The following is a 12,556-nucleotide window of genomic DNA, read 5'->3' as shown; positions in this document are numbered from 1 at the left end:
CCCGGCCGGCCCCGGCCGGTACGCCCGGCGCACGGCGGCCCCCGACGCCCTATCCCGCTCTCTTGACTGTCGTCACGACAGCGGAATACTGGAGTCACTCCCTGCCGAGCCGAATGAGGTGCGCCCGTGGAGCTCTCCCCCTCTGCCCATGTGGACACGTTCTGCCGAGACCACCTCCCGCCCTTCGAGCAGTGGCCCGAACTCCTCTTCGAACTGCCGGAGTTGGCGTACCCCGATCGGCTGAACTGCGCGCGGGTGCTGCTCGACGAGGTGATCGAGCGGTTCGGGCCCGACCGCCGGTGCCTGGTCACCCCCGCCGGGGAGTGGACGTACGGGGAGCTGCGGCGGCACGCCGACCAGGTCGCCCAGGTGCTCACCGAGGACCTCGGCCTGGTGCCCGGCAACCGGGTGCTGCTGCGCGGACCCAACAACCCCTGGCTGGTGGCCTGTTGGCTGGGCGTGCTGAAGGCCGGCGGGGTGGTGGTGACCACCATGCCGCTGCTGCGGGCGCAGGAGCTGACCGCCCTGCACGAGATCAGCGCACCGGTGGTCGCGCTCTGCGACCACCGCCATCTGGAGGACCTGGCCGCCGCCGGGACCCCGGGCCTGACCACGCTGGCGTACGGCGGCCCCGGCGAGGACGACCTGGTCGCGCGCTGCGCCGGCAAGGCGGGGGTGTTCACCGCGGTGGAGACGGCCGCCGACGACGTGGCGCTGATCGCGTTCACCTCCGGCACCACCGGCCGGCCCAAGGCCACGCTGCACTTCCACCGGGACGTGCTGGTCAACGCGGACACCTTCTCCCGGCACGTCCTGCGGCCGGGTCCCGAGGACCTGTTCGCGGGGACGGCCCCGCTGGCGTTCACCTTCGGCCTCGGCGGTCTGGTGGTCTTCCCGCTGCGGGTCGGCGCCGCCGCGCTGCTGCTGGAGCAGGCGACCCCGCAGCAGCTCGCCGAACGGGTCGCCGAGCACGGGGTCACCGTGCTGTTCACCGCGCCGACCGCCTACCGGGCGATCCTGGCGGCCGGGCTCGGAGACCGGCTGGCGGGCGTGCGCCGCTGCGTGTCCGCCGGGGAGTCCCTGCCGGTGGCGGTCTGGACTGCGTTCCACGAGACCACCGGGATCCGGCTGATCGACGGCATCGGGGCGACCGAGATGCTGCACGTGTTCATCTCCGCGGCGGACGGCGACATCCGCCCGGGCGCCACCGGCCTGCCCGTGCCCGGCTACCGCGCCGCCGTCCTGGACGTGGACGGCAACCCGGTACCGGACGGGCAGCCCGGCCAGCTGGCGGTCAAGGGGCCGACCGGCTGCCGGTACCTGGCCGACGAGCGGCAGACGGTGTACGTGCGCGGTGGCTGGAACGTCACCGGTGACACCTACATCCGCGACGCCGACGGCTACTTCTGGTACCAGGCCCGCAGCGACGACATGATCGTCTCCTCCGGCTACAACATCGCGGGCCCCGAGGTCGAGCAGGCCCTGATCGGCCACCCCGACGTGGTGGACTGCGCGGTCGCCGGGGCGCCGGACGAGCGGCGCGGGGCGGTGGTCAAGGCGTTCGTGGTCCTGCGCGAGGGGGTCCCGGCCGGGCCGGAGACCACCCGGGAGCTGCAGGACTTCGTCAAGCGGACGATCGCGCCGTACAAGTACCCGCGGGCGGTGGAGTTCGTTCCGGAGCTGCCCCGCACCTCCACCGGCAAGATCCACCGGGCGGAGCTGCGGCGCTGGGCCCGGGCCGGTTCGGCCGCGCCGGAGGCGGGCCTGCCCAGCGTGGTGGTCGAGCGCCGGGTGGAGTGGTCGGACACGGACGCGGCCGGGCACTACCACTTCTCCTCCGTCCAGCGCTGGGCCGAGGCCGCGGAGGCGGTGCTGCTGCGGCGGCTCGGCCTGGCCGCGCTGTTCGGCAGCATCCCGAGGGTGCACTTCGAGGCCGATTACCGCGAACGGCTGTGGTTCGGCGACGCGGTGAAGGTGGAGTTCCGGGTGGCGAAGGTCGGGACCTCCTCGCTGCACTACACCTTCGACATCCACGGGCCGCACGGGGTCGCGGCCACCGGGCGGATGTCGGTGGTGCACTCCGCCGCCGACGCCAAGGGCACCGTGCCCTGGCCGGAGGAGGTCCGGCAGGTGCTGACCCAGGCCGGGCCGCAGGCGGCCGAGTCGTACACCTGAGCCCGTACACCTGAGCGCCGCGCCCCGGACGGCGGCGCGCCCGAGCACACCACGTATGGCGATGTGTTGACGATCGTCGTGAAAGCGCGATACTGGGCAGCATCGCCGCGGACCCACGGGAGGACCTCATGCGGGTAGCGATCATCGGGGGAGGGCCCGGCGGGCTCTACACGGCGGTCCTGGCCAAGAAGCTCTCGCCCGCGTGGGAGATCACGGTCTGGGAGCGCAACCCCCGCGACGCCGCCTTCGGCTTCGGCGTGGTGTTCTCCGACGAGACGCTGGGCGGCATCGCCCAGGCCGACCCCGAGGCGTTCGCCGCGATGGAGGCGGAGTTCGCCCGGTGGAGCGACATCGACATCCACTACGGCGGTGAGGTCCGCACCTCCGGCGGCCACGGCTTCGCCGCCCTCGACCGCAACCGGCTGCGGGAGATCCTGCAGAAGCGCTGCGCCGAGCTCGGCGTGGACGTGCGCTACAGCACCCCGGCCCCGCCCGTCGAGCGGTTGTGCGCCGGGTACGACCTGGTGGTCGCCGCCGACGGCGTCCGTTCGGCCACCCGGGAGGCCCACGCGGAGAGCTTCGGCGCCCGGCTGGACGAGCGGACCTGCCGCTACATGTGGCTGTCCACCGACCGGGTGTTCGAGGCGTTCACCTTCATCGTGGAGCGGCGCGACTTCGGGGTGATCCAGGTCCACGCGTACCCGTTCGACGACAAGCGCTCCACCTTCATCGTGGAGATCGAGGAGGGCGCCTGGCGGCGGGCGGGCTTCGCGGCCCTCGCCGACCGGGAGTTCGCCCGGGGCGAGAGCGACGAGGCCGGGGTCCGGTTGTGCGAGGAGATCCTCGCCGGGCACCTCGACGGCCACCGGCTGATCCCCAACGCGTCGCGGTGGATCACCTTCTCCACCGTGCGCACCTCCTCCTGGAGCCGCGGCAACCTCGTCCTGCTCGGCGACGCCGCCCACACCGCGCACTTCTCGATCGGCTCGGGCACCAAACTCGCCATGGAGGACGCCCTCGCCCTGGTCGCCAGCCTGCACGAACACCCCACCGTCCCCGAGGCGTTGGCCGCCTACGAGGCCGAGCGGCGGCCCGCCGTCGAGTCCGTGCAGCGCGCCGCCCAGGCCAGCCTGGAGTGGTTCGAGACCATCGGCCGCTACACCGGCCAGGACGCGGACCGGTTCGCGTTCAACCTGCTCACCCGCAGCCGCCGCGTCACCTACGGCAACCTGCGCGCCCGGGACGCCGCCTTCATCGAGGCCGTCGATCCCGAGAGCGCCACCGCCCCGCCGATGTTCCGGCCGCTGCGGCTCGGCGGACTGACCCTGCGCAACCGCATCGTGGTCCCGCCGCTGGCGACCTTCACCGCGGTGGACGGCATGCCGGGCGCCTTCCCGCACGCCCAGCTGGCCGCGCAGGCCCTCGGCGGGGCCGGCCTGGTGCTCGCCGGGATGACCGCCGTCAGCCCCGGAGGCCGCGCCACCGCCGGCTGCCCCGGCCTGTGGACGGACGAGCAGGAGGAGGCCTGGCGGGCGACCGTCCGGGCCGTCCGCGCGGTCTGCGACACCCCGCTGGGCATCCAGCTCACCCACGCCGGACGCCGCGGCTCCACCACCACCCCCGGCCCCGACGGGATCGGCCGCCCGCTCGGCCCGGACGGCTGGCCCACCCTGGCCGCCTCGCCGCTCGCCTGGGCCGAGGGCTTCCCGGTCCCGCGCGAGGCCACCGGGGCCGATCTGGAGGCCGTCACCGCGGCCTTCGCCGCGTCCGCCGCCCGGGCCGACCGCGCCGGATTCGACGTGCTGGAGCTCCAGTTCGGCCACGGCCACCTGCTCTCCGGCTTCCTCTCCCCGCTCACCAACCACCGCACCGACGGCTACGGCGGCAGCCTGGCGGGCCGCCTGCGCCTCCCGCTCCGGGTGCTCTCCGCCGTCCGCGCCGCCTGGCCCGTCGGGAAGCCGCTGATCGTCCGGATCTCCGCCACCGAGTGGGCCGAGGGCGGCACCACCGAGGCCGAGCTGGTGGACACCTGCCGGGCCCTCGCCGCCGCCGGAGCGGACGCCGTGGACGTGTCCACCGGCGAGGTGGTGGCCCACCAGCGGCCGCCGTACGGCCGCAGCTACCAGACCCCCTTCGCCGACCTGGTCCGCAACGCCACCGGCATCCCGACCATCGCCGTCGGCGCCATCTCCACCCACGACGACGCCAACTCCCTCCTCATGGCCGGCCGCGCCGACCTGGTCGCCGTCGGCCGCGCCCACCTGCACGACCCGCTGTGGACCCTGCACGCCGCCGCCGAGCAGGGCTACACCGGCCCCGGCGCCCGCTGGCCCGAGCCGTGGCGGCCCGGCAGCCGCAAACCCCCCGGCCCGCGTGCCGACCGCGTCCCGCCCCGCCTGGAGCTGCTGCGCGCCGAGGCCGTCCCCGTCCACCGGCGGTGGCGGCCCGGGCCCGCGGACCGCCCGCTCCCCGCCGCCGCCCCCCGCTGACCCGGGGGAGAGGAGAGCCCGATGGACCACCTGCCCCGCTTCACCGCCGCCGCCGTCCAGACCGCGCCCGTCTACCTGGACGCCGCCGCGACCGTCGACAAGGCCGTGTCGCTGATCCACGAGGCGGCCGGCAACGGCGCCGAACTCGTCGTCTTCCCCGAGGTGTTCGTCCCCGGCTACCCCTACTGGAACTGGACCATGAACCCGGTCCAGGGCTCGCCCTGGTTCGAACGCCTCTACCTCTCCTCCATCGACGTCCCCGGCCCGCACGTCGACACCCTGCGCGCCGCCGCCCGCCAGGCCGGCACCACCGTCGTCATCGGCGTCAACGAACGCGGCGCGCACAGCCTCGGCGTGCTCTACAACACCCTGCTCACCATCGGCCCGGACGGTGAACTGATCGGCGTGCACCGCAAGTTGGTGCCCACCTGGGCCGAGAAGCTGACCTGGACAGGCGGCGACGGCAGCAGCCTGCGCGTCCACCGCACCCCGATCGGCCCGCTCGGCTCCCTCGCCTGCGGCGAGAACACCAACACGCTGGCCCGCTTCACCCTCCTCGCCCAGGGCGAACTCGTCCACACCGCCAGCTACATCGCGCTGCCGGTCGCCCCCGAGGACTACGACATGGCCGAGGCCATCGCGGTGCGCACCGCCGCCCACAGCTTCGAGGGCAAGGTCTTCTCCGTCGTCGCCTGCTCCACCATCTCGCCCGAGATCGTCGAGACGATCGCCGGCGGGGAGGAGGCCGTCCGCACCCTGCTGGGCCGCAAGCGCAGCGCCCTGTCGGGCGTCTTCGGCCCCGACGGCCGCCCGGTCACCGATCCCCTGGTCGACGAGGAGGGCATCGTCTACGCCGAGATCGACCTCACCCGCTGCATCCAGCCCAAGCAGATGCACGACATCGTCGGCCACTACAACCGCTTCGACATCTTCCAGCTCCACGTCGACAACCGCCCCCGCGGCCCGGTCACCTTCACCGCCCCCGTGGCGGAGCCGGCGCCCGCCACCTCCGAGGAGGAGGAGCACCAGTGACCACCTACGACGACAGCCGGCTCGGCCGCGCCCGGGTCAACGACAGCCCCGAACTGATCGCCTACTACGAGGAGTTGGCCAAGCTCGACGCCGGCGCCCTGTGGACCGTCGCCAACGACATCGAGCCCTGGTACCCGCAGCCCCGGTCCGTCCCCGTGCTCTGGCGCTACGAGGAGCTGCGCCCGCTGGTCGCCAAGGCCCTGCCGCTGGTCAGGGCCGACGACGCCGGCCGCCGCGTGGTCATGCTGGTGAACCCCGGCCGCCGCGAACTCAGCGCCGCCGTCGGCCTGCTCTACACCGGCCTGCAGATCATGGGACCCGGCGAGTCCATGACCGCTCACCGCCACGCCGCCGCCGCCCTGCGCTTCGTCCACGAGGGCACCGGCGCCTGGACGATCGTCGACGGCGAGAAGCTCAAGGTCGGCCCCGGCGACTTCGCCGTCACCCCCAACGGCACCTGGCACGAGCACGGAAACGAGTCCGAGGACGCCCCCGTCATCTGGCAGGACGGCCTGGACATCCCCCTGGTCAACACCCTCGACGCCAACTTCTACGAGGTCCACCCCGAGCTGCACCAGGCGCCCGGAGCGGTGGTCAACTCCTCCGTGCTCCGCCACGGCGGCAACCTGCTCCCGTACGGCACCGAGAGGTGGACCCGCCCCTACTCCCCGCTGCTGGCCTGGCCCTGGGAGCCCAGCTACCACGCCCTGCTCGACCTCGCCCGGGCCGCCGAGGGATCCCCGTACGACGGCGTGATCATGGAGTACACCAACCCCGTCACCGGCGGATCGGTGATGCCCACCATGAGCGCCCACCTGCAACTGCTGCGGCCCGGCCAGGCCACCCGGGCCCACCGCCACACCGGCTCGGTGGTCTACACGGCCGCCAGGGGCCACGGGTACTCGGTGATCGCCGGCCGCCGCTTCGACTGGACCAAGGGCGACGTGTTCTGCGTCCCCTCCTGGGCCTGGCACGAGCACGTGAACCTCGACCCGTCCGAGGACGCCTGCCTGTTCTCCTTCAACGACTTCCCGGTGATGCGCTCGCTCGCCCTCCACCGGGAGGAGGCCTACACCGACAACGGCGGCCACCAGCCGGTCGTGCAGGACGGCCAGTAGCCCGCAGCCCGTCTCCCTTCCCCCGACGACTTCCCGCGCCCCCTCCCAAGGAGCCCCCCGAATGCGCCTGGTCACCTTCACCCTGGACGACGCCACCCCCCGGCTGGGTGCCCAGCTCGGCGAGCGGGTGGCCGACCTCGCCGCCCTGGCCGGCGCCGCCGGGAGCGACCTGCCCACCGACCTGCTCGGCCTGATCCGCGCCGGCGAAGGAGCCGTCGACGCGGTGCGCGACCTGCTCGGACGGGCCGAGTCCGGCCGGCCGAGCGGCGCCGTCCACGCCCTCGCCGAGGTCTCGCTGCGCACCCCGTTCCGCCCCGGGAAGATCATCGGCGTCGGCCTCAACTACGTGGAGCACGTCGCCGAGTCCCACCGCAGCCTGGACACCGACCGCGAGGTGCCCGACCGGCCCGTGCTCTTCTCCAAGCCCGCCACCGCCGTCACCGGACCCGGCCAGCCGATCCTGCACAACGCCGACCTGACCAAGCAGCTCGACTGGGAGTGCGAACTCGCCGTGGTCATCGGCCGCCCCGCGTTCCGGGTGAGGGAGGAGGACGCCTGGCAGCACGTCTTCGGCTACAGCATCGTCAACGACGTCAGCGCCCGCGACCAGCGCCGTTCCGGCCAGTGGTTCTTCTCCAAGGGCCAGGACTCCTACGCCCCCTTCGGCCCGGCCGTGGTCACCGCCGACGAGATCGCCGACCCGCACGACCTGGACCTGAGCCTCGCCGTCAACGGCGAGACCAAGCAGGACTCCAACACCCGTTACATGCTGTTCCGGATCCCGCGCCTGATCGCCGACATCTCCTCCGGTGTCACCCTGGAGCCCGGCGACGTCATCGCCACCGGCTCGCCCTCCGGCGTCGGCGCGGGCATGGTGCCCCCGCAGTTCCTCCAGCCCGGCGACCTGGTCGAGGCCACCATCCAGCACATCGGCACCCTCGCCAACCCCGTCGTCGACGCCCGCTGAGGCCCCGCGGGACCGGGCCCCGCCGGACCCGGTCCCACCCCTTCGCCGCCGCCGAACCTCGCCGTCACCGAACCTCGCCGTCACCGACCCTTCGCCGCCACCGAACCCGACCTCCGCCAGGAGTACGCCCGTGACCCCGCGCACCTACCGGATCGGCCAGATCGTCCCCAGCTCGAACGTCACCATGGAGACCGAGGTCCCCGCCATCCTCCGGGCCCGCGAGACGATCGCCCCCGAGCGCTTCACCTTCCACTCCAGCCGGATGCGGATGACCCACGTCACCGCCGAGCAGCTCAAGGCCATGGACGCCGACTCCGACCGCTGCGCCGTCGAGCTCTCCGACGCCCACGTCGACGTCCTCGGCTACGCCTGCCTGGTCGCCATCATGGCCATGGGCCTCGGGTACCACCGCGTCTCCGAGGACCGGCTGCGCGACCTGACCGCCCGCAACGGCGCCCCCGCCCCCGTGGTCACCAGCGCCGGCGCCCTGGTGGCCGGGCTGCGCACCCTCGGTGCCCGGAGGATCGCCCTGGTCGCCCCCTACCTGAAGCCGCTGACCTGCACCGTGGTCGACTACCTCACCCACGAGGGCATCGAGGTGCTCGACCACACCTCGCTGGAGATCCCCGGCAACCTCGACGTGGCCGCCCACGACCCGGCCCGGCTGCCCGCCATCGCCCAGGCCCTCGCCCACACCGACGCCGACGCCGTGGTGCTCTCCGCCTGCGTCCAGCTGCCCTCGCTGTCCGCGATCGAGGACGCCCAGCAACTGCTCGGCAAGCCCGTCGTCTCCGCCGCCGTCTGCACCGCCCACCAGATGCTCCGCGCCCTCGGCCTGCCCGCCGTCGCGCCCGGCGCCGGGCACCTGCTCTCCGGCGCGTACGCCGAGGCGCCGCTCGGCGGGGTGTGAACCCCGGCGGAGGTCCGGTCCGGTGTCCCGTAGGGCCGTCGGAGGCCGACCGGGAGCCGCGAACCCGCCCGGTATGATCATCGGTCAGCGAGGAGGTAGGCGACCATGGCGGAGAGCGCGACCCGGCCCGGCTCCCTGATCAACACGATCTACGGCGAGTTCGTCCGGCGCCTCGGCGGCTGGATCTCCATCGCCGACCTCATCGCGCTCATGGCCGAACTGGACGTGGACGGCCCGGCCGTACGCTCCGCCATCTCCCGGCTGAAGAAGTCCGGCACCCTGCTCCAGGAACGCCGCGACGGCACCGGCTACCGGCTCGGCCCCGCGATGGGCCCGGTCTTCGACGAGGGCGACCGGCGGATCTTCGGCAGCCTCGCCCCCGCCCGGCTGGAGGACGGCTGGGTCGTCGCCGTCTTCTCCGTCCCCGAGTCCGAGCGCGCCCACCGCCACCAGCTCCGCTCCCGCCTGACCTGGCTCGGCTTCGGCAACGCCGCCCCCGGCGTCTGGCTCGCCCCCGCCCGGCTGCTCCCCGACGCCCGCCGGATGCTGGAGCGGCTCCGACTGAGCTCCTACGTCCACCTGTTCACCTCCGACTACGCCGGCTTCGCCGAGCTGAGCGAGGCGGTCAGCTCCTGGTGGGACTTCCCGGCGATCGAGGCCCAGTACGCCGCGTTCACCGCCGAGTGGCAGCCGGTCGCCGAGGAGCTGCGGCCACAGCCCGGGATCGACCCCGTGCTGGCCTTCCGCGACTACGTCCCGATGCTCACCCAGTGGCGCCGCCTGCCCTACCTCGACCCGGGCCTGCCCGCCGAGCTGCTGCCCGCCGACTGGAACGCCATCGAGGCCCGGAGCGTGTTCACCGAACTCCACGACCTGCTCGCCGAACCGAGCCTGGACCACGTGAGGGAGGCCACCGGCCTCGTGCGGAGCTGACCTCCGGATCACGGAGCATGGGGCAGACGGGGCGTCAGGCCGGGCGGATCCGGGCGCGCAGCAGGCAGAACTCGTTGCCCTCCGGGTCGGCCAGGACGTACCAGCTCTCCTCGCCGGTCTGGCCCACGTCGGCGTGCCGGGCGCCGAGGGCGAGCAGCCGCTCCAGCTCGGCGTCCTGGTCGCGGTCGGTGGCGCTCACGTCGATGTGCAGCCGGAGCTTCGCGGGCCGCGGGTCGCCGGTGGGACTGATGACCAGCGTGGGCTGCGGGCCGCCGAAACCGGCGTCGGCCGGACCGATCGCGATGCTGCCGTCCTCCTCCCGCTCCAGCTCGACATAGCCGAGGACCTCGCTCCAGAAGGCCGCGAGCCGCTCGGGATCGGCGGCGTCGAGGACCAACTCACTGATGCGGCATGCCATGTCGGCAGTCTAGGACGACGTCTCGGCGCACCGGTGCGGCCCGGGGACGGGCGGCCGCCATCTGGGCTGTCCGGGGGATTCGCCCCGGCCCGCAGCCTGGTCGCGTGGGGCGCGGCCCCCGGCCGGGGGATGCTGGACGACGGCACGTCAGGAGCGCGGGTGCGTCGCCCGGCGCCGCGCGGACCGGGTTCGAGGGAGGCTCTTCCGTGCGGAAGCTGCGCCGGCTGGTCGAGTCGGGCCGACGGCGGTACGCGGATTCGTGGGCGGAGGCACTGTGGAACCGGCTGCAGGCGGTCGACTTCGCCAACCAGGGCATGGTCTTCGCCGGGACCCTGCTGCTCTGCTTCGTCCCGTTCATGCTCGTGGCCAACGCGCTGGCCGGCCGCACGGCGATGGAGGGCATGGTCCGGCGGATGGGCCTGAACCAGGAGGCCGCGTCCGACGTCAGCGGTCTGATCGCGCCGGCCGCGACGACGAGCAGCGCGGTCGGCGGCGCGTCGTCGGTCTTCTTCGTGGTCGGTGGCATCGCCGGGGTCGCCGCGCTGCAGGAGCTCTACCACCGGGTCTTCGGACTCTCCGGCCGACCGCGCCGGAACATCCTCCGCCTGGTGACCGCGCTGGCCGTCATGATCGGCGGGATGCTGCTGGCCGGCTGGGCGTCCCGGGCGCTGCACCACCTGGGCGGCCCGGTCCTGCTCGGAACGGTCGCGGTGGTCGCGGTCGCCGCCTTCTGGTGGCTGATGATGCGGATCCTGCTGGGCCGCCGGGTCCCGTGGCGGAACCTGCTCCCGTGCGCCTGGGCCACCAGCGTGTACTACGTCGGCATGGCCGTGGTCTTCTCCTTCACCGCCTCGGGCATGATCACGTCGAACGCGCGGGAGTACGGTCCGATCGGCGTGGTCTTCGCCCTGATGTCCTGGCTGATCGCCCTGGGCGTGGTCATCATCCTCGGCGCGGTGACGGGCACCGTCTGGCAGCAGCGGGGAACGCCCCTGCCCGCCGTCTCGGCGAGGCTGCGCCGCGTCCGGAAGCGGGACGCGCCCTGAGCCGCACCAGGACGCCCGGTCCTCCGCCACCGGCGGACGCGGCATGAGCGGGGGCCACGCCTGGACCGGGGTCACGGTCGCCGCGGTGATCGCGGGGTACGCCCTGGTGTCCCGGCGGCTCTCCACCACCCCCGTCTCCTCCCCCATGGTCTTCGTCGGCTGCGGGATCCTCCTGGGCCCGGCGGGACTCGGGCTCCTGGACCTGGCCCACGACGCCGGACCGGTGCTGACCCTGGTCGAGGCGGCGCTCACGCTGGTGCTGTTCACCGACGCGATGACGATCCGGCGCCGGGACCTGAGGATCGGCGGCTTCCTCCCGCTCCGGCTGCTGGCGATCGGGCTCCCGCTGACCGTGGGAGCCGGATGGCTGCTGGCCTGGCCGCTGCTCCCGGGCCTGTCGGCCTGGGAGCTCGCCCTGCTGGCCGCCGTCCTGGCGCCCACCGACGCCGCGCTCGGCAAGGACGCCGTGTTCAACCCGCGGGTCCCCGGCGTCGTCCGCAAGGGCCTCAACGTCGAGAGCGGCCTGAACGACGGCCTGGTGCTGCCGTTCTTCGTCCTCTTCCTGGCCGCGCTGCCCGGCACGGTCACCTCTCAGGAGGGTGTGCACGGCGTCCTGTGGCGGACCCTCGTGCTCAGCACGGTCCTCGGCCTGGCCGTCGGCTGGGCCGGCGGGCGGCTGCTGGACCGGTCCTGGGCCAGCGGATGGGCCTCCCGTCCCTGGCGCCAGGTCTTCGTGCCGGCCACGGCCGCCGTCGCGTACGGGCTGGCGGCGGGCACCGACGGGAGCGGGTTCATCGCCGCCTGGGTCGCCGGGTTCGCCTTCGCCCTCGGCCTGCGCACCCGGCCCGGCGCGGAGGAGGCGACGGACGACCGGACGGCCGAGTCCGCCGAGTTCGCCGAGTACCTCGGCGGACTGCTGGCGGCGCTGAGCTTCCTCGTCTTCGGGGCCGTGCTGCTCGGACCGACCCTGGAGCACCTCACCTGGCGGATCGCCGGCTACGCCGTCCTCAGCCTGACCGTGGTCCGGATGGTCCCGGTCGCCCTCTCCCTGGTCCGCAGCGGGTTCCGGCCGCGCACCGTCGCCTACATCGGCTGGTTCGGTCCCCGCGGCCTGGCGTCCATCGTCTTCGGCCTGCTGGTGGTGGAGGAGCAGGTCGAAGGCGTGGGGCTGATCGGTGCCGTCGTGGCCGCCACGGTGGGGCTGAGCGTGCTGCTGCACGGCCTGTCGGCCGTCCTCCTGTCCGACCGCTACGGCGCCTGGTACGAGGCCGCGGCCGCGGCCGTGCCCGGGCTGCGCGAGGCGACCGCCGCGCCGGACGAGCCGGGACGCGGCCGGGTCGGTCACCGCGGCGACGGGCGGTCCGACCCCGACGTCTGAGCCGGGCGGGTCATGGCCGGGACACCCGGGCGACGACTCGCCTTGGTATCGTGCGCCGGCACTCGGAACGGACAGGGGAGGGCCCGGACC

The 12,556-nt window shown here is 73.9% G+C and carries 10 protein-coding genes and 1 pseudogene; 10 read left to right on the top strand and 1 reads right to left on the bottom strand.

Annotated features, from left to right (window positions below):
* Positions 1-126: 126 nt before the first annotated feature.
* From ABWK59_RS05605 to ABWK59_RS05570, 8 genes and pseudogenes are all read left to right on the top strand, one after another.
* Positions 127-1,749, top strand: a pseudogene (locus ABWK59_RS05605) (AMP-binding protein); the annotation flags it as partial.
* A gap of 24 nt (positions 1,750-1,773) precedes the next feature.
* Positions 1,774-2,175 carry an acyl-CoA thioesterase gene (locus ABWK59_RS05600; RefSeq protein WP_354644838.1) on the top strand — a complete coding sequence of 134 codons (402 nt, stop codon included), beginning with the start codon at positions 1,774-1,776 and terminating at the stop codon, positions 2,173-2,175.
* 128 nt (positions 2,176-2,303) lie between these two features.
* On the top strand, positions 2,304-4,664 hold the full coding sequence (locus tag ABWK59_RS05595; protein ID WP_354638326.1) for an FAD-dependent monooxygenase: 2,361 nt from the start codon (positions 2,304-2,306) through the stop codon (positions 4,662-4,664).
* 21 nt (positions 4,665-4,685) lie between these two features.
* On the top strand, positions 4,686-5,696 hold the full coding sequence (locus ABWK59_RS05590) for a carbon-nitrogen hydrolase family protein (RefSeq protein ID WP_354638324.1): 1,011 nt from the start codon (positions 4,686-4,688) through the stop codon (positions 5,694-5,696).
* Entirely contained in the window at positions 5,693-6,814 is a 1,122-nt protein-coding gene (locus ABWK59_RS05585) for a cupin domain-containing protein (protein WP_354638322.1), read from the top strand. The genes ABWK59_RS05590 and ABWK59_RS05585 overlap by 4 nt, the downstream gene beginning before the upstream one ends.
* A 61-nt stretch (positions 6,815-6,875) precedes the next feature.
* Complete coding sequence (locus ABWK59_RS05580) at positions 6,876-7,781, top strand: fumarylacetoacetate hydrolase family protein (RefSeq protein ID WP_354638320.1); 906 nt, start codon at positions 6,876-6,878, stop codon at positions 7,779-7,781.
* Positions 7,782-7,965: 184 nt separating this feature from the next.
* Positions 7,966-8,691, top strand: a complete 726-nt coding sequence (locus ABWK59_RS05575) for an Asp/Glu racemase (RefSeq protein WP_354644837.1) — start codon at positions 7,966-7,968, stop codon at positions 8,689-8,691.
* A 105-nt stretch (positions 8,692-8,796) separates the two neighbouring features.
* Positions 8,797-9,624: a PaaX family transcriptional regulator C-terminal domain-containing protein gene (locus tag ABWK59_RS05570; RefSeq protein WP_354638318.1), complete on the top strand. Its 828-nt coding sequence runs from the start codon at positions 8,797-8,799 to the stop codon at positions 9,622-9,624.
* A gap of 34 nt (positions 9,625-9,658) precedes the next feature.
* Here the strand turns inward: ABWK59_RS05570 and ABWK59_RS05565 are convergent, their stop codons facing one another.
* Positions 9,659-10,042 (bottom strand): VOC family protein, encoded by a 384-nt coding sequence (locus tag ABWK59_RS05565; protein ID WP_354638317.1) that lies wholly within the window; start codon positions 10,040-10,042, stop codon positions 9,659-9,661.
* Between the two features lie 206 nt (positions 10,043-10,248).
* Here ABWK59_RS05565 and ABWK59_RS05560 point away from each other — a divergent pair, with 206 nt between their 5' ends.
* Both ABWK59_RS05560 and ABWK59_RS05555 read left to right on the top strand, forming a co-directional pair.
* Positions 10,249-11,088 carry a YhjD/YihY/BrkB family envelope integrity protein gene (locus ABWK59_RS05560; RefSeq protein ID WP_354638315.1) on the top strand — a complete coding sequence of 280 codons (840 nt, stop codon included), beginning with the start codon at positions 10,249-10,251 and terminating at the stop codon, positions 11,086-11,088.
* Positions 11,089-11,131: 43 nt separating this feature from the next.
* The gene (locus ABWK59_RS05555; protein ID WP_354638313.1) at positions 11,132-12,466 is read left to right on the top strand and encodes a cation:proton antiporter; all 1,335 of its coding nucleotides are present in this window, start codon (positions 11,132-11,134) and stop codon (positions 12,464-12,466) included.
* The last annotated feature ends 90 nt before the right edge of the window (positions 12,467-12,556 follow it).

Source organism: Kitasatospora sp. HUAS MG31 (assembly GCF_040571325.1).
In the GTDB taxonomy this organism is placed as follows: Bacteria; Actinomycetota; Actinomycetes; order Streptomycetales; family Streptomycetaceae; genus Kitasatospora; species Kitasatospora camelliae.
Note: the sequence above shows the minus strand (reverse complement) of the source record. Positions and strands in the feature narration are given on the sequence as shown.